The sequence below is a fragment of the Nonomuraea sp. NPDC050691 genome, assembly GCF_040654455.1.
In the GTDB taxonomy this organism is placed as follows: domain Bacteria; phylum Actinomycetota; class Actinomycetes; order Streptosporangiales; family Streptosporangiaceae; genus Nonomuraea.
The window spans coordinates 1-16,682 of record NZ_JBFAIA010000185.1 but is presented as its reverse complement, the minus strand read 5'-3'; the positions used below and the strand labels follow the sequence as shown (position 1 = coordinate 16,682).

17 protein-coding genes are annotated in these 16,682 nt (G+C 72.3%); 6 read left to right on the top strand and 11 right to left on the bottom strand.

Annotation, left to right across the window (positions count from 1 at the left end):
* The first annotated feature begins 137 nt into the window (after positions 1–137).
* The 4 genes from AB0H81_RS37840 (at position 138) to AB0H81_RS37825 (ending at position 2,971) form a co-directional block, all read left to right on the top strand.
* Entirely contained in the window at positions 138–821 is a 684-nt protein-coding gene (locus AB0H81_RS37840; RefSeq protein ID WP_358384971.1) for a PLP-dependent aminotransferase family protein, read from the top strand.
* 82 nt (positions 822–903) lie between these two features.
* The gene (locus AB0H81_RS37835) at positions 904–1,428 is read left to right on the top strand and encodes a CGNR zinc finger domain-containing protein (RefSeq protein WP_358384968.1); all 525 of its coding nucleotides are present in this window, start codon (positions 904–906) and stop codon (positions 1,426–1,428) included.
* Positions 1,429–1,472: 44 nt separating this feature from the next.
* Positions 1,473–2,081 (top strand): GNAT family N-acetyltransferase, encoded by a 609-nt coding sequence (locus tag AB0H81_RS37830; RefSeq protein WP_175594322.1) that lies wholly within the window; start codon positions 1,473–1,475, stop codon positions 2,079–2,081.
* Positions 2,082–2,095: 14 nt separating this feature from the next.
* A complete protein-coding gene (locus AB0H81_RS37825) occupies positions 2,096–2,971 on the top strand; it encodes a 1,4-dihydroxy-2-naphthoate polyprenyltransferase (RefSeq protein ID WP_358384965.1) in 876 nt (291 codons plus the stop codon).
* Positions 2,972–3,085: 114 nt separating this feature from the next.
* Here the strand turns inward: AB0H81_RS37825 and AB0H81_RS37820 are convergent, their stop codons facing one another.
* Positions 3,086–4,018: a zinc-binding dehydrogenase gene (locus AB0H81_RS37820; RefSeq protein ID WP_358384962.1), complete on the bottom strand. Its 933-nt coding sequence runs from the start codon at positions 4,016–4,018 to the stop codon at positions 3,086–3,088.
* Between the two features lie 133 nt (positions 4,019–4,151).
* Here AB0H81_RS37820 and AB0H81_RS37815 point away from each other — a divergent pair, with 133 nt between their 5' ends.
* Positions 4,152–5,573, top strand: a complete 1,422-nt coding sequence (locus AB0H81_RS37815; RefSeq protein ID WP_358384959.1) for a serine hydrolase domain-containing protein — start codon at positions 4,152–4,154, stop codon at positions 5,571–5,573.
* Here the strand turns inward: AB0H81_RS37815 and AB0H81_RS37810 are convergent.
* The 6 genes from AB0H81_RS37810 to AB0H81_RS37785 all read right to left on the bottom strand — a co-directional run bounded on the left by AB0H81_RS37810 (position 5,551) and on the right by AB0H81_RS37785 (position 12,368).
* Entirely contained in the window at positions 5,551–6,033 is a 483-nt protein-coding gene (locus AB0H81_RS37810; protein WP_358384956.1) for a GNAT family N-acetyltransferase, read from the bottom strand. The two genes, AB0H81_RS37815 and AB0H81_RS37810, sit on opposite strands and share 23 nt — an antisense overlap.
* A 196-nt stretch (positions 6,034–6,229) precedes the next feature.
* Positions 6,230–6,967 (bottom strand): 4-hydroxy-tetrahydrodipicolinate reductase, encoded by a 738-nt coding sequence (gene dapB, locus AB0H81_RS37805; protein ID WP_358384953.1) that lies wholly within the window; start codon positions 6,965–6,967, stop codon positions 6,230–6,232.
* 71 nt (positions 6,968–7,038) lie between these two features.
* The gene (locus AB0H81_RS37800) at positions 7,039–8,352 is read right to left on the bottom strand and encodes a pitrilysin family protein (protein WP_358384950.1); all 1,314 of its coding nucleotides are present in this window, start codon (positions 8,350–8,352) and stop codon (positions 7,039–7,041) included.
* On the bottom strand, positions 8,349–10,676 hold the full coding sequence (locus AB0H81_RS37795; RefSeq protein WP_358384947.1) for a polyribonucleotide nucleotidyltransferase: 2,328 nt from the start codon (positions 10,674–10,676) through the stop codon (positions 8,349–8,351). The genes AB0H81_RS37800 and AB0H81_RS37795 overlap by 4 nt, the downstream gene beginning before the upstream one ends.
* A 286-nt stretch (positions 10,677–10,962) precedes the next feature.
* On the bottom strand, positions 10,963–11,232 hold the full coding sequence (gene rpsO, locus AB0H81_RS37790) for a 30S ribosomal protein S15 (protein ID WP_219471539.1): 270 nt from the start codon (positions 11,230–11,232) through the stop codon (positions 10,963–10,965).
* A gap of 164 nt (positions 11,233–11,396) precedes the next feature.
* Positions 11,397–12,368 carry a bifunctional riboflavin kinase/FAD synthetase gene (locus tag AB0H81_RS37785; RefSeq protein ID WP_358384944.1) on the bottom strand — a complete coding sequence of 324 codons (972 nt, stop codon included), beginning with the start codon at positions 12,366–12,368 and terminating at the stop codon, positions 11,397–11,399.
* A 59-nt stretch (positions 12,369–12,427) separates the two neighbouring features.
* On the opposite strand from AB0H81_RS37785, the gene AB0H81_RS37780 reads away from it, so the two are divergent.
* Positions 12,428–13,453, top strand: a complete 1,026-nt coding sequence (locus tag AB0H81_RS37780) for an SAM-dependent methyltransferase (RefSeq protein ID WP_358384941.1) — start codon at positions 12,428–12,430, stop codon at positions 13,451–13,453.
* A 20-nt stretch (positions 13,454–13,473) separates the two neighbouring features.
* Here the strand turns inward: AB0H81_RS37780 and truB are convergent, their stop codons facing one another.
* The 4 genes from truB to AB0H81_RS37760 all read right to left on the bottom strand — a co-directional run bounded on the left by truB (position 13,474) and on the right by AB0H81_RS37760 (position 16,527).
* Positions 13,474–14,346 carry a tRNA pseudouridine(55) synthase TruB gene (truB, locus tag AB0H81_RS37775; protein ID WP_358384939.1) on the bottom strand — a complete coding sequence of 291 codons (873 nt, stop codon included), beginning with the start codon at positions 14,344–14,346 and terminating at the stop codon, positions 13,474–13,476.
* Positions 14,347–15,324: a bifunctional oligoribonuclease/PAP phosphatase NrnA gene (locus tag AB0H81_RS37770; RefSeq protein WP_358384936.1), complete on the bottom strand. Its 978-nt coding sequence runs from the start codon at positions 15,322–15,324 to the stop codon at positions 14,347–14,349. It abuts the gene before it with no gap.
* Between the two features lie 410 nt (positions 15,325–15,734).
* On the bottom strand, positions 15,735–16,190 hold the full coding sequence (rbfA, locus tag AB0H81_RS37765; RefSeq protein ID WP_358384934.1) for a 30S ribosome-binding factor RbfA: 456 nt from the start codon (positions 16,188–16,190) through the stop codon (positions 15,735–15,737).
* Between the two features lie 40 nt (positions 16,191–16,230).
* The gene (locus AB0H81_RS37760; protein ID WP_358384931.1) at positions 16,231–16,527 is read right to left on the bottom strand and encodes a DUF503 domain-containing protein; all 297 of its coding nucleotides are present in this window, start codon (positions 16,525–16,527) and stop codon (positions 16,231–16,233) included.
* Positions 16,528–16,682: the final 155 nt, after the last annotated feature.

The window sequence follows — 16,682 nt, the reverse complement described above, 5'->3', positions numbered from 1 at the left end:
GGCCGTAGTTCCAGCTTGTCGGCAGCCACGGTCATGATCCCCACGGTACGGCCGCCGCGCCGGTCGAGGGACAGCGGGGTGACGGGGCCGCCCGGCTGGACCTGCTGGCCGAGGCGTTCGCCGTCACGGGGGCGCGGGTGTTCTGCACCCAGCCGACGCTGCACAACCCGACGGGTGCCACGCTGCCGCGCGAGCGCCGCGAGCAGGTGCTCCAGGTGGCCCGGGCGGCGGGCGCGTTCGTGATCGAGGACGACTTCGCCCGCTACCTGACCGGCCAGGCGACGCCGCCGATGGTGTCCATGGACGAGCACGGCGTCGTGGTCTACATCGCCTCCCTGACCAAGGTGCTGTCGCCGAGCATGCGGGTGGCGGCCGTGATCGCCCGTGGCCCCGCGGCGCACCGGCTGCGCGCGAGTCAGCTCGTGGAGTCGTTCTTCGTGGCCCGGCCACTGCAGGAGACGGCTGTCGAGTTCCTCGGCTCGGGGGCGTGGGGGCGGCACCTGTCGGCGCTGCACGCGGAGATCGCCACGCGCCGCGACGCGCTGGCGGCCGAGCTGGCCCGGCGGATGCCGCGGGCCGAGCCGCACCTGCTGCCGCGGGGCGGCATGCACCTGTGGCTGCGGCTGCCGCCGGAGGTGGACGAGACGGCCCTGGTGGAGGAGGCCCGGCGGGGCGGCGTGCTGGTGAGCCCGGGGCGGATGTACTACCCGTCGGAGCCGCCGGGGCCGCGCATACGGGTCACGCACATCGCGGCGGCGAACCTGGCCGAGCTGTCCGAGGGGGTGCGCCGCCTGGCCGAGGCCCTCGACCGCGTCTCGTGATCACCCACCGGCCGGGCACAAGCATGATCGCTTACGCGGGGGTCGCCCGGGCGGGACGTGGGAGCCGCCGTACAGTGGGGGCATGCCGGCACCCGCGGAGCTCGTGCGCGACTTCGTGAACACCCTGGACGTGGAACTCGGCAGGGACGAGCTGGCCTCGCCCGCGGAGCTGACGCTGTGGCTGCGCGAGCGCGGCCTGGCGGGACCGCTCGACCGCGCCACGGACGACGACCTGGCCACCGCGCTGGCCCTGCGCGAGGGGTTACGCGCCGCGCTGAGACGCGAGGCACCATCAGGCCGTGCCCAGGCCCTGCCGATGCTGCCGCTGCGTCTCGCGGTCGATCCCGGCCCCCGGCTCGTGCCGGTCGAGAACGGCATTCCGGGCGCCCTGGCGATGATCGCCGCCGCGGTCGCCGACGCCTCCTGGGACCGGCTCAAGGTGTGCGCGGAGATCACCTGTCAGTGGGCGTTCATCGACGTCTCGAAAAATCGATCTCGGTCGTGGTGTTCCATGCAGGTCTGCGGCAACCGCACCAAAACGCGCGCCTACCGGGCGAGGAAGCAGGGTTCGCGTCGTCTCCAAGCCTCAAACACCGATACGGTGTAACTCGTGCCTTGTGGCACGAACGGCAGGCGAAGGAGCGGGCCGAGATGGCAGACGTAGGCGTCCGGGCGGCCCGGCGCGAGGATGTGCTCCAGGTGGCGAATGTTCAGATCCGCGCCTGGCGCTACGGCTATCGGGATTTCCTCCCCGAGGGCCCTTTGGAGCAGATGACCGGCCCGGCGGCCGAGAAGATGTGGCTGCGCCAGTGGGACGAGGCGATCGTCGCCCCTCCCACGTCGAGGCACCGGGTGCTGGTCGCGGTGGAGACCATCCTCGACACCGAGGGGTTTCCCGCGCTGGGCGTCGGAGGCAGCGGCGTCCCCGCCACCCCGCGGGGTGGTGAGCGCGTGGTGGGCCTGGCCTCGCACGCGCCCGCCGAGGACCCCGACCTCGACCCCACCGAGGTGGCCGAGATGCTGACGCTGCTGGTGGACCCCGACTTCGTCCGGCGCGGCCACGGCAGCCGCCTGCTCAACGCGACGGTCGACCACCTGCGCCAGGACGGCTACCGGCAGATCGCGACGTGGGTGTTCGCCGACAACTACGCGGTGCTGGGCTTCCTGGAGTCGGCCGGCTGGGGCGAGGACATGGCCGAGCGCGTCCTCGACATGGGCCGCCCCATCCGCATGGTCAGGCTCACCACCGACATCAGCTAAGGGATTCCCGAGATATGGCAACCCCCGGCCAGTGGATCGCCGGAGCGCGTCCCCGCACCCTGCCCAACGCCGTCGTGCCCGTCGTGGTCGGCACCGGCGTGGCGATCGGTGAGGGTCATCCGATCTGGTGGCGCGCGGTCGTCGCGCTCCTCGTGGCGCTGCTGCTGCAGATCGGCGTCAACTACGCCAACGACTACAGCGACGGCGTGCGCGGCACGGACGACGAGCGGGTGGGCCCGATGCGGCTCGTCGGCTCGCGGGCCGCGACGCCGCCGCAGGTGCTCGCCGCCGCGTTCGGCTGCTTCGCCGCGGCGGCGGTGCTCGGGCTGACGCTCGTGATCGCCACCCGGGCGTGGTGGATCCTGCTCGTGGGCGCCGCGTGCATCGCCGCCGCCTGGTTCTACACCGGTGGCAGGAGCCCGTACGGCTACCGGGCGCTGGGCGAGGCGGCCGTGTTCGTGTTCTTCGGCCTGGTGCCGGTGACGGGCACGGCGTACGTGCAGACCGAGCAGCTCTCGTGGCCGGCGCTGATCGCCTCGATCCCGGTCGGGCTGCTGTCGTGCTCGATGCTCGTGGTGAACAACCTGCGCGACGTCAACACCGACGGGCCGGTCGGCAAGCGCACGCTCGCGGTGGTGCTGGGCGCCGAGCGCACCCGCACCCTTTACGCGGTGTGCCTGATCGCGCCGTTCGTGGTGGCGGCGGCGATGTTCCCCCTCGCCTGGCTGGCGCCGCTCGCGGTGCTGGCCGCGCCGCTGGCGGTCATGCCGGTCAAGACGGTGCTGCACGGCGCGGTGGGGCCGGCGCTCATCGGCGTGCTCCAGCAGACCGGCAAGCTCCAGATGGCGTACGGCCTGCTGTTCTCGATCGGCCTGGCCGTCAGCCTCTAGGAAGGCGCTACGCGGACGCCGGTTCCGTACGGGCGGAACCGGACGAGCGCCCCCCGACGAGCGGCCCGGCGGGCAGGGCCAGGCACTGGAGGTCGGCGACCTGGCCGCCGCCCGTCACGGGAGCAGGACGAGCTTGCCCGTCGTGCGGCGGCCGGCCAGATCCTCCAGAGCCCGGCGGGCGTCCGCGAGGGGGTACTCGCCTCCGACGAGGGGACGCAGCCGGCCGGCCGCGGTGAGCTCCATGAGCTCGCGCAGCGGCGCCGTCATGCCCGGCAGGTGCAGGGAGCCGCCGAGCCAGTAACCGGTCACGGAGATGTTGCGCTGGGCCAGCAGCTCGGGGTCCACGGGAGGCAGGGGATCGCCGCTGGAGGATCCGTAGGTGACCAGGCGGCCGAAGGGGGCGAGCGCGTCCAGGGCGGCCTCGAAGACCCCTCCGCCGACCGCGTCGAGCACGACGTCGGCCTGGCGTCCCTCGCCCGCCTCGACGATCCGCTCGGCGTAGCCGTCGGCGGTGCCGTCCACGGCCGCGTCCGCGCCCATTCCCAGGACCAGGTCGCGCTTCTCGGGGGTGGAGGCGGTGCCGATGACGCGGCCCGCGCCGAACTCGCGGGCGAGCTGCACGGCCAGATGGCCGACGCCGCCGGCCGCCGCGTTGACGACGACGGTCTCGCCGGGGCTCAGCCGGGCCGCCGTGCGGAGCAGGTGCCAGGCCGACAGCCCCTGGACGAGCAGCGCCAACGCCTGCCCGGGCGCCAGGTCGTCCGGCACCTCCACGGGGTCGGTGACGAGCGCCTTGGAGGCGTACGCGTCGGTGGCCAGCCCCATCACGCGGCGCCCGTCGGCGGTCCGGCCGATCACCTCGGAGCCGGGCACGAAGGGGGTCGTGGTCGACCCGTAGCTGCCCTCGATGCGCTTGATGTCGGCGAAGTTGATCCCGGCCGCCTCGACGTCCACGAGGGTCTGGCTCGGGCCGGGCACGGGGTCGGGGATCTCCGCCAGGGCGAGGACGTCGGGGCCGCCCAGCCGGGTCGCTTGGATGACTCGCATGTCATCGAGGTTATGACCCGTCACTTCGCGTCCTGAGGCCGGGGCGCGTCCACCGTTCCATGGCGGGTTTCCGTAACGAACGCGGAGGGGTGCCGCAATGGTGGCGAGCCGGGAGGAGTCATAGCTTCAGCGGGTGTTCAGAACCACGCTGGCCGCGATCTGGCTCGCCCTGCTCCCCCACACCCCGGCCTCGGTCCCCGCGTCGGTCCCCGCCTCGGTCGACGCCTACGTCGAGCAGTACCGCGCGGCCACCGGACTTCCGGGAGTCGAGGTGGCGATCACGCACGGGGACAAGGTCGTCCACGTCGCCGGGTACGGCCGGACCGCCACCGGCGAGCCCGTCACGGGCGACACCCCCATGGCGATGGCCTCGGTCAGCAAGTCCTTCACCGCCCTGGCCGTCATGCAGCTGACCGAGAAGGGGAAGGTCGCACTCGACCAGCCGGTGCGCCGCTACCTGCCCGAGTTCACGATGGCCGACCCGCGGGCCGCGAGGATCACCGTACGGCAGTTGCTCGACCAGACCTCGGGCATGGCCGACTCGGCCTTCCACGAGAAGAGCCTGCCCCAGCCGGAGACGCTCCAGGGCGCCGTCGCCCGGCTCAGGACGGCGAGGCTCGCCACGGACCCCGGGACCGCCTTCAGCTACCACAACACCAACTACCAGGTCGCCGCCCGGCTCGTCGAAGTGGTCAGCGGCCGGCCGTTCGCCTCCTACCTCGACACGTACGTCTTCGAGCCTCTCGGCATGCGCCACAGCAGGACGTTCGACACCGACCGTGACCTGCCCGGCAGTGCCCGCGGCCACCTGTACGTCCTCGGCCGGGCCGTCGCCCTGCCGGAACCTCCCGGGTTCGGCAACGGCTCCGGAGGCATCGTCAGCACCGCCGCCGACATGGCCAGGTGGCTGATCGCGCAGAACACCGGCATCCTGTCCCCGGAGAGCGTCAAGGAGATGCGCACCCCCTCCGAACGGAGCGAGGGCTACGCCCTCGGCTGGATGGTCGACAAGACCGAACGCGGCACACCCGTGCTCGAACACGGCGGCGACCTGTTCACCTCCACCGCCCACCAGCTGCTGATCCCCGGCTCCGGCTACGGCGTCGCCGTCATGGCCAACACCGGCATGGTCTTCTCCGACGCGCACATCCTCATGAAGGGCCTGGTCGCCATCATCGAGGGCGGGAGCCCGCCGCCGCCGTCCGGGCAGCCCACGTTCCCCACCGACGTGCTGTTCGCCCTGCTGACGCTGGTGACCATCGGGCTGGCGGTGCGGGGCACGGCACGCGCCCGGCGGTGGGCCGCACGCGGGAGCGGCCGGCGGCTGTGGCGGCTGGTGCCGTACCTGGTTCCGCTCGCGTTGTGCGCGACGGTCGCCCCGATCCATCGCGTGCTGGCACACGGCCGCGACGCCATGTGGATCCAGCTCGCCTACCTCTACCCGACGTTCATGGTGTGGCTGGTGACGGCTGCGGCCGCGGGCGTGGCGGTGGTGGCCGCCCGTCTGTGGGGCACGGCACGGGAAGGGGGCGTCAGGAGACGGCAGCGCTCATGACGACGCGGGGCGCCACCTCGATGCCCAGCTCACGCTCGTGCTCCACCAGCGCCCGCAGCTCCGGCCCCCACTCCCTCTCGGGCAGCACGGCGAAGCCGTGCCGCTCGTACCAGGGGGCGTTCCACGGCACGTCACGGAACGTCGTCAGCGTCACCGCGGGCACGCCGCAGGCCAGCGCGTGGTCGCGTACGGCAGCGACCAGCCGCCCGCCGATGCCCCGCCGCATGCGCGAGGGGCGCACGGCGAGTTGTTCCAGGTGCAGGTTGCCGTCCACCTGGCCCATCAGCGCGAACCCGTCCGGAGGATCGCCCTCGACCAGCACCGCCGAGGGGTCCGCGACCTCCTCGACCTGCGTGGTCCCCGGCGGGAACGTGATCCCCACCTGCTCGAACATCGCGTCCGCGGCCAGCTCTATCGCCACCAGACCGGGCAGATCCCCGGCGTCGGCCCATCGCACCATGGCGACACGGTCTCATGTTCGGGCCGGACGGCGCCTCTGTATTAGGGTCAGACGGTGTGGCTCGGCGGTGCGGCGCCGGGGCCCCTTCCGCACCACGTGCCCACTCGCCTGCTCGCAGGCGGTGGGCACGCCGTGTCTCGGGAAGCGCCTCAGAAGTCCTCGGCAAGCGCCTCAGAGGTTCTCAGGAAGCGCGGCCTCAGAGGTCGAGCAGCGGCTCCAGGCCCACGGTCAGGCCGGGCAGCTCCCGCACCCGGCGCACGCCGAGCAGAACGCCCGGGGTGAACGCGGACCGGCTCATCGTGTCGTGCCGGATCGTGAGGGTCTCGCCGTCGCCGCCGAGCAGCACCTCCTGGTGCGCGATGAGCCCCGCCAGCCGTACGGCGTGGACGTGGACGCCGCCCACGTCGGCGCCGCGCGCGCCGTCGAGCTCGGTGCTGGTGGCGTCGGGCATGGCGCCCAGCCCGGCCTTGGCCCGCGCCTCGGACACCAGCTCCGCGGTACGGCGGGCGGTGCCGGAAGGCGCGTCGGCCTTGTTCGGGTGGTGCAGCTCGACGATCTCGACCGACTCGAAGTGGCGGGCCGCCTGCTGCGCGAAGTGCATCATCAGCACGGCCGCGATGCCGAAGTTGGGCGCGATCAGGGCGCTGGTGCCCGGCGAGGCCGCCAGCCAGCCGCGCACGGTGTCGAGCCGGGCGGCGTCGAAGCCGGTGGTGCCGACCACCGGGTGGACGCCGTGCGCGATCGCCCACTCCAGGTTGCCCATGACCACGTCGGGATGGGTGAAGTCGACCACCACCTCGGCGCCCTCCAGGCCCTGGATGGGGTCGTCCCTGTCGAGCGCGGCCACCAGCTGCATGTCGGGAGCCGCCTCGACCGCCTTGCACACCTCGACGCCGACACGACCGCGGGCGCCGAGCACACCTACCTTGATCACACGGTCAACCCTATACGGCCGGTCCGCGCGGGCCACAGGAGGACCCGCGCGGGGGCTTCACGCGTGCGCCGTCAGGCGATGGCGAAGGAGAAGTCCTTGTCGCCGTACGGGCCGATCACGGCGAGCGTGAGCGGCCGGGTCAGGACGTCGGCGGCCACCTCGGCGATCTCGTCCGGCGTGACCGCGTCGATGCGCGCCAGCACCTCGTCCACCGACAGCAGCTCGTCGTAGACCAGCTCGTTCTTGCCGATCCGCGACATGCGCGAGCCGGTGTCCTCCAGGCCGAGGACCAGCCCGCCGCGCATCTGGCCCTTGCCGCGCACGATCTCGTCGGCGGCCAGCCCGTCGGAGACCACGCGGGCCACCTCGTCCCGGCAGATCTTCAGCACATCGTCGATCTTGGACGGGAGGCAGCCGACGTAGATGCCGAACTGCCCGGTGTCGGCGTAGGCCGAGGTGTAGCTGTAGGCGGAGTAGGCCAGGCCGCGCTTCTCCCGGATCTCCTGGAAGAGCCGGGACGACATGCCGCCGCCGAGCGCGGCGTTGAGCACGCCGAGCGCGAAGCGCCGGTCGTCGGTGCGGGCCATGCCCGTGGTGCCGAGCACCAGGTTGGCCTGCTCGGTCGGGCGGTCGAGCACGGTGACCCTGGAGTGGGTCTCGGCGCCCGGGCCGCTCGTGCGCGGCTGGTCGCAGTCGAGGGCCCCGCCGAGGGCGCCCGCCCGCTCGTACGCCCGCGCGACCAGCTCCACGACCTCCTCGTGCCGGACGTTGCCGGCGACCGAGACGACCGTGCGGCGCGGTTCGTAGTAGCGGCGGTAGTACTCGGCGATGCCGTCACGGCCCAGCGCGTTGATCGACTCGACCGTGCCGAGGATGGGCCGCCCGATCGGCGAGTCGCCGTACAGCGCCGCCGCGAACTGCTCGTGCACGACGTCGGACGGGTCGTCGTCGTGCATGGCGATCTCCTCGAGGATCACGCCCCGCTCGGACTCCACGTCGTCCTCGGTGATCAGCGAGCTGGTCACCACGTCGGCGAGCACGTCGACCGCGACGGCCAGGTCCTCGTCGAGCACCCGCGCGTAGTAGCAGGTGTACTCCTTGGCGGTGAAGGCGTTGATCTCGCCGCCGATGCCCTCGATGGAGGCCGAGATCTCCATCGCGTCACGCGTGGGGGTGCCCTTGAACAGCAGGTGTTCGAGGAAGTGGGTGGCCCCCATGTGCTCGGGGGCCTCGTCCCGGGAACCGATGCCGACCCACATGCCGACCGCGACGCTGCGCACGGTCGGCATGGTCTCGGTCACCACGCGCAGTCCGCCGGGGAGCACGGTCCGCCTGACCACCCCGGCCCCTTCACGGCCGGGGTGCAGCGTGGTGGTGAAGGTCACGAGTTGCGGTCGTCGGCGTCGTCGCGGGGGGCGCGCACCCGCGTGCGGGTGCGGCGGGGCCGCTCCTCACGGGGCTTGTCGTCGGCGGCCGGGGCCTCGTCGGCCGGGGCCTGGTCGCCCTGGCTCTCGGCCTTGACCTCCTTCTCCGCGGCCTCCTTCTCGATGACCTCGACGGGCACGAGGGAGAGCTTGCCGCGCTGGTCGATCTCGGCGATCTCCACCTGGATCTTCTCGCCGACGCTCATGACGTCCTCGACGTTCTCGATGCGCTTGCCGCCGTGCAGCTTGCGGATCTGCGAGACGTGCAGCAGGCCGTCCTTGCCGGGCATGAGCGAGACGAACGCGCCGAACGCGGCGATCTTGACGACCGTGCCCAGGTAGCGCTCGCCCACCTCGGGCATGTGCGGGTTGGCGATGGCGTTGATCGCCGAGCGGGCCGCCTCGGCGGCCGGGCCGTCGGTGGCGCCGATGTAGATCGTGCCGTCGTCCTCGATGGTGATCTCGGCGCCCGTGTCGTCCTGGATCTGGTTGATCATCTTGCCCTTCGGGCCGATGACCTCGCCGATCTTGTCGACCGGGACCTTGATGGTGATGATGCGCGGCGCGGTCGGGTTCATCTCCGCCGGGGAGTCGATCGCCTCCTGCATCACCTCGAGGATCGCCAGGCGCGCGCCCTTGGCCTGCTTCAGCGCGCCGGCCAGCACCGAGGCCGGGATGCCGTCGAGCTTGGTGTCGAGCTGGAGCGCGGTGATGACGTCCTTGGTGCCGGCGACCTTGAAGTCCATGTCGCCCATGGCGTCCTCGGCGCCGAGGATGTCGGTCAGCGTCACGTACGTGTCGCCCTCACCGATCAGGCCCATCGCGATGCCCGCGACCATCTCCCGCAGCGGCACACCGGCGTCCAGCAGCGCCATCGTGGAGGCGCAGACCGAGCCCATCGAGGTGGAGCCGTTGGAGCTGAGAGCCTCGGACACCTGCCGGATCGCGTACGGGAACTCCTCACGCGAGGGCAGGACCGGGATCAGCGCCCGCTCGGCCAGCGCGCCGTGGCCGATCTCGCGCCGCTTGGGCGAGCCCACCCGGCCGGTCTCACCGGTGGAGTAGGGCGGGAAGTTGTAGTTGTGCATGTAGCGCTTGGTCCGCTCGGGGTTGAGCGTGTCGATGACCTGCTCCATGCGCAGCATGTTCAGCGTCGTGATGCCCATGATCTGGGTCTCGCCGCGCTCGAACAGGGCCGAGCCGTGCACCCGGGGCACCACGTGGACCTCGGCCGACAGGGCCCGGATGTCCTTGGTGCCGCGGCCGTCGATGCGGACGCCCTCGTTGATGACCCGCTCGCGCATGAGCTTCTTCATCACCGAGCGGAAGGCGGCGCTGATCTCCTTCTCGCGCCCCTCGAACTCGGGCAGCAGCTTCTCGCCGGCCAGCGCCTTGACCTTCTCCAGCTCGGTCTCGCGCTCCTGCTTGGCGGCGATGGTCAGCGCGGCGGCCAGCTCGGTCTTCACCGCGTTCTCGACCGCGGCGTAGACGTCCTCCTGGTAGTCGAGGAAGACGGCGTACTCCGCGGTCTCCTTCGCGGCGACCTGCGCGATGCGCGACTGCGCCTCGCACAGCACCTTGATGAACGGCTTGGCGGCGTCGAGGCCCTGCGCGACCGTCTCCTCGGTGGGGGCGACGGCGCCCTCGGCGACCAGCTTCAGCGTGTCCTTGGTGGACTCCGCCTCGACCATCATGATGGCGACGTCGCCGTCCTCCAGCACCCGGCCGGCCACGACCATGTCGAACGTGGCCCGCTCCAGCTCGGGGTGCGTCGGGAAGGCCACCCACTGGCCGTCGATCAGCGCGACGCGGACGCCGCCGATCGGGCCGGAGAACGGCAGGCCGGCCAGCTGCGTCGACAGCGACGCGGCGTTGATGGCGACCACGTCGTACAGGTGGTCGGGGTTGAGCGCCATGACGGTGGCGACGACCTGGACCTCGTTGCGCAGGCCCTTGACGAAGGACGGGCGCAGCGGCCGGTCGATCAGGCGGCAGGTGAGGATGGCGTCCTCGGAGGGACGACCCTCACGCCGGAAGAACGAGCCGGGGATGCGGCCCGCGGCGTACATGCGCTCCTCGACGTCCACCGTGAGCGGGAAGAAGTCGAGGTTCTCCTTCGGCTGCCTGGACGCGGTCGTCGCGGACAGGACCATCGTGTCGTTGTCGAGATACGCGACGGCCGAACCCGCCGCCTGACGCGCGAGGCGCCCGGTCTCGAACCGGATCGTGCGCGAGCCGAACGTGCCGTTGTCGATGACGGCTTCTGCGGTGTGGACACCCTCCACGGGGGACCTCCTTTTGGTCGGTCGCCCGCGCCCTAATTTCTCACCGGCACCCTCGTTAGGTGCAGCGCCGGTCTTCGATCGAAGCGCCCGGTCTTGATTACCGGAAGCCACTACCGAGGACCGGCCCGCAGGCGTCGCGGGTCGCATGGTGCTGAGCGGACGCGGGGGCTGTAGTGTCTCGGATCTTCAGTTGTATATGCCGGATGCCCGCCGCCGGAGCGGCGACACACCGGCTGCACGCGGCATATGAGAAAGGGAGCGACGCGGACGCCGCTCCCTCACCATGTTATCGCCGCAGGCCGAGCCGCTCGATGAGCGACCGGTAACGCGCGATGTCGACCTTCTGCAGGTACTTCAGCAGGCGGCGGCGGCGCCCGACGAGCAGCAGCAGACCACGACGGCTGTGGTGGTCGTGCTTGTGCGTCTTCAGGTGCTCGGTCAGCTCGCTGATGCGCTTGCTGAGCAGCGCGATCTGCACCTCGGGCGACCCGGTGTCGCCGTCGGCCGTCGCGTACTCGGCGATGATGGTCTTCTTGGCAGCGGTGTCGAGGGACACGGCTCTCCTTCGAATCTACGGGCACGCCTGGTGAACAGGAAAGCGTGCGACCGTGCGTGCCTACAGTCGCCGCAGCGAAGGCCTACAGGGCAGCGCGCTGCGGCGCCGTCACAGAGCCGACATGCAAGAGTACCACCAGGTGTGGAGTCCTCGCGTACCCCTCGTCACTCCCCGTGCGTGGTCAGGCGGCGGGTCTCGGCGACGTCGTCGTTGATCTGCTCGATCAGCGCCTCTATCGAGTCGAACCGGGTGTTGCCGCGCAGCCGGGCCGCGAACTCCACCGCGACGTGCACGCCGTACAGCTCCAGGTCGTCACGGTCGAGCGCGTACGCCTCGACCGTGCGCGGCACGCCCTCGAACGTCGGATTGGTGCCGACCGAGATCGCGGCGGGCCAGCGCTCACCCGCGTAGACGACCGGCAGGTTGGCGACGGGCACGCACTCCAGCCACCCCGCGTAGACCCCGTCGGCCGGGATGGCGGTGTGCGGCGGCGTCTCGACGTTGGCCGTGGGAAAGCCGAGCTGGCGCCCGCGCTGATAGCCGCGCACCACCACGCCCTCGACCCGGTGCGGGCGGCCCAGCTGCGCGGCGGCGCCCTCGACGTCGCCCACCGCCAGCCGCTCCCGGACCCCGGCGCTGGAGACCCCGGCGAGCAGCGCAACGGCCTCGACCGTGAAGTCGTGCTTGTCCCCCAGCGCACGCAGCGCCTCGGCGTCGCCGGCCGCCCGGTGACCGAACGTGAAGTCCTCGCCCACCACGACCGTCGCCGCGCGCAGCCGGTCGGCCAGCACGGACTCGGCGAAGTCGCCGGCGCTCGTGCGCGACAGCTCCAGCGTGAAGTCCAGCACGCACACCTCGTCCACGCCCAGCGCGGTCAGCAGCTCCGCCCGGCGCCGCGGCGAGGTCAGCCGCGGCGTCCACGAGCCCGGCACCACGACGTCGTCCGGGTGCGGCTCGAACGTGACGGCCACGCAGCGGGCCCCCTGCTCGCGGGCGGCGGCGACGGCCCGCTCGATCACCCGCAGGTGGCCGCGATGAACCCCGTCGAAGACGCCGATCGCGACCACGGACCTCTCCGAACCCTGCACACCGGCCCCATTCGCTCGTGGCGGATCACTCCTCCCCAAGCCTGCCATGCGCCCGGGCCTCCGCTCCAATCGAGGGGTCGATCGAGGGCGGTAGCATCGGTCGCACCATGGCTCGATACGCGCTCCTGATCCTGCCCTCCCACAACCGCGTCTACGGCGAGAGCTCCGTCCGGCTCACCCGGGCCGAGCTGACCGTCTTCAGCGAGCGGGCGCTGAGCGGCACGGTGACCGGCATCGACGAGACGCGCATCGGCGGCCTGCCCTACGTCACGTTCGAGACGCCGCGGCCGCTGGACGGCGACGACGTCGCCCTGCTGTCCAACCTCTCCTCCGTCTACGCCCTGTTCGCGGTCGAGGGGGAGCTGCTGCGCCCGCTCGACATGCGGCCGCTCGACCGACTGAGCAGCGACCTCATCACGATCCTGAAGTACGCGGGCAAGACCAACGAGCACTTCACCAAGCTGCTGCTCAACGTGACCGTGCTGGCCTCCGACTTCCCGCTCGGCGGCAAGCTGTCCGTGTTCGACCCGATGTGCGGGCGCGGCACGACGCTCAACCAGGCGCTCATGTACGGCTACGACGCCTACGGTGTCGACGTGGACGGCAAGGACGTCGAGGCCTACACCGGCTTCATCAAGACGTGGCTGCGCAACAAGCGGCTCAAGCACACGGCCGAGACCGTGCCGGTGCGCCGCGAGCGGGCGCTGGTCGGGCGGCGGCTCAACGTCGAGTTCGCGCTGTCGAAGGAGGCGTACAAGGCGGGCGACACGCAGCGCGTCTCCGTGGTCAACGCCGACACCCTGCGCGGCCGGGAGTTCTTCAAGCCCCGCTCGTTCGACGTGATCGTGACCGACGCCCCGTACGGCGTGCAGCACGGCAGCCACGGCGGCCGGGCCGGCAAGGGGCTGTCGCGCAGCCCGCTGGAGCTGATCGCCAAGGCGGTGCCCGTGTGGGCGGAGCTGCTGCGGCCCGGCGGGGCGCTGGGCCTCTCGTGGAACACCTACGGCGGCGGCCGGGACGAGCTGGCCGCGATCCTCGCCTCGGCGGGGCTGGAGGTGGCCGCCCTGCCCGACTTCGAGCACTGGGTGGACCAGGCCATCGTGCGCGACCTGGTGGTGGCCCGCAAGCCGTAGCCCGGCCCACCCGTGGGCGGCTAGGAGGCGAAGACCGCGAGGGGGCGGGCCGTGCGGCCCTGCTCCTCCACCAGCGCCAGCAGCTCCCCCTCGGGGCCGAACACCCCGATCGGTCCCGCGCCGAGCCCGGCGGCGGGCAGCCGCCCGCCGTGCCGCACCAGGGTCGCCTGCTCCGCCGTCACGTCGCGCCGGGGGAAGGCCGCCGCGACCGCCTCGCCGATGGGCAGGACGACGCACTCCTGCGCCAGCTCGTCCAGGGTGCGCGCCACCGACAGGTCGTACGGGCCGACCCGGGTGCGGCGCAGCCGCGTCAGGTGGCCGCCGACGCCCAGCCCAGCCCCCAGGTCACGGGCCAGGGCCCGGATGTAGGTGCCGCTGGAGCAGGTGACGACCGCGTCCACGTCCACCACGTCGTCGTGGGCGCGCACGTCGAGCACCTCGAAGCCGTACACGGTGACCGGGCGGGCGGCCAGCTCCACCTCCTCGCCGGCGCGGGCCCGCTTGTAGGCGCGCCGCCCGTCCACCTTGATCGCGCTGACCTGCGGCGGGATCTGCATGATCGCGCCGGTGAGCGCGGCCACGCCCTTGTGGACCTCCGCCGGGGTGACGCCGGCGGCCGAGGCCGTGGCGGTCACCTCGCCCTCGGCGTCGTCGGTGTTGGTCGAGACGCCGAGCCGCATGGTGGCCGTGTAGACCTTCTCGGTGAGCGCCAGGTGGCCGAGCAGGCGGGTCGCCTTCTCCACGCCCACCACCAGCACGCCCGTCGCCATGGGGTCGAGCGTGCCCGCGTGGCCGACCCGACGCGTGCCCGCGAGGCGGCGCATCCGGGCCACGACGTCGTGCGACGTCCAGTCGGCGGGCTTGTCGACGATGATCAGGCCACTCTCGGCCATTCAGACCTTCCTCAGGAGCTCGCGGAACCTCGCCATGGTCTCCTCGACACCGTCGTGCGAGGTGAAGCCGGCGGCGTTGTGGTGGCCGCCGCCGCCCATCGCCGTGCACACCGCCCCGACGTCGACCGCCCCTTTCGAGCGGGTCGACACCTGCCAGGCGCCCTCGTCGTCCTGCTTGCAGACGACCGCCACCTCCGCCTCGTCGGCGCGGCGCACGATGTCGATGACGCCCTCCAGCTCGGTGTACGGCAGGCCGTACGCCGCCCGGTCCACCCGGGTCACGTACGTCCACACCAGCCCGTCCTCCAGCCTCACCCGGTCGAGCGCGGCGGCGAGCACCTTGAGGTAGCCGAACGGTGACCGGTCCCACAGCTCCCGGGCGATCTCGTCGGTGCGCAGCCCGGTGGCCACGAGCCGCGCGGCCATCTCGTGGACGGCGGGCGAGGTCGAGGAGTGACGGAAGGAGCCGGTGTCGGTCACCAGCCCCGCGTACAGGCAGGTGGCGATGTCACGGTCCAGGGCGCCGCCCAGGCGGTAGATGAGCTGCTCGGCGATCATGGCCGTGGCCGCGGCCCTCGGGGCGATGAGGCCGAGCGTGCCGAACCCCTGGCACGACGGGTGGTGGTCCACCACGATGAGCTCACGGGCGGCCGCGGCGTTCGCGCCGAGCAGGCCGAGCCGGCCGGCCGACGCCGAGTCGAAGGCGATCATCAGCTCGGGCGCGGCCGGGTAGTCCTGGGGCGGGCTCAGCATCTCCTGGCCCGGCAGGAACGCGAGCAGGCGCGGCACCACGAACCTGCGGTCACCGAACGACGCGACGACCCGCTTGCCCAGCGAGCGCAGCACGAAGGCGGTGGCCAGCATCGAGCCGAGCGCGTCGCCGTCGGGCGACACGTGGCAGGCCAACGCGATCTCGTCGGCCTGCGCGATCAGCTCGACCGCCCGTTCCCACGCCGCCTCGGGCACAGCCTCACCCACGGGGTCGCCCCCCAGCGGATGACCGCCCGGCGAGTCTCCACCACCCGCCGGACCACCACCTGCCACGGCGCCACCCGCCACGATGTCACTCACCGCGATGTCGCCCACCGCGGCGCCGATCGGCGGCCCGCCGCCCGCCGCCGTGCCGGCTCTCGAAGGGGGCGCCGCTCCGTCTCGGGCCGCACCGTCTCGGGCCGCACCGTCTCGGGCCGCACCGTCTCGGGCCGCTCCGTCCTGGACGGAGGGACTGCCGGGCGCGGGCGGGACGGGTGGGGGGTCGAGGCGGTCGGCGCGGGCCGGGAGACTCGGTGGCGGTGTCGAGCCGGAAAGCTCTCCGCGGTCGGGGGGCTCCGTGCGGGCCGGGGCCTCCACGCGTTCGGAAGGCTCCGTACGGGCGTGCACGTCGGGCCTCACGGCGCCGGGTGTCCCGCCTGGTCGTCCTCCTCCTCATCGGCCTTCTTGTAGGGGTCGGCCTCGCCCGCGTAGGCGGCCCCCTCGGCCTTGCGCGCCACCTCGGCGTCCTTCGCCCGGGCCGCGTTGATGAGGCTGTCGAGCTGCCGCGCGCTGTCGGGCAGCGGGTCGTGCTTGAACGTCAGCGTCGGGGTGAACCGCACGCCCGTCTGCCGGCCCACCTCGGACCGGATGATGCCCTTGGCGCTCTCCAGGGCGGCGGCGCTGTCGGCACGCTCGGCGTCGGAGCCGAACACCGTGTAGAACACCGTGGCCTCGCGCAGGTCAGCGGTGATGCGCGTGTCGGTCACGGTGACGAAGCCCAGGCGCGGGTCCTTGATCCGCCGCTCCAGCATCTCGGCGACGATCTGCTGGATGCGGTCGGCGAGCTTGCGCGCTCGCGCTGCGTCCACCATGTTCGCTCCCCCTCACGCACGACGCCCGTCGTGCAGTCGATCAGTCTTCGTCGTTGTAGAGCCGTTGCCGGGCCGACAACAGCTCGATCTCAGGCCGGAACGCCACCAGCCGCTCGCAGGCGTCCATCACCTCTTTGCAGTTGCCCGCCGAGGCGGAGACCACCGCGATGCCGACCTCCGCCCGCCGGTGCAGGTCGAGATGGCCGGTCTCGGCCACGGCCACACCGGGAAAGCGTCGTAGCACCTCGGCGACCAGGGGACGCACGACGGAGCGCTTCTGCTTCAGCGAGTGGACGTCGCCGAGCAGGATGTCCAGGGTAAGAGCACCCACATACATCGTTTGCCACCACCGCTTGTGCTGGTGAGTGAAGCGCACGCCGGGCCTGCTGCGGTGGGGACCAGGCCCGGGCGTGCGAGAGGCGGGGGGGGGGGGGGGGGCCCCGCCCCCCCCCCCCCGGGGGCGCCCGCCGGGGGCGCCCCCCCCCCCACCAG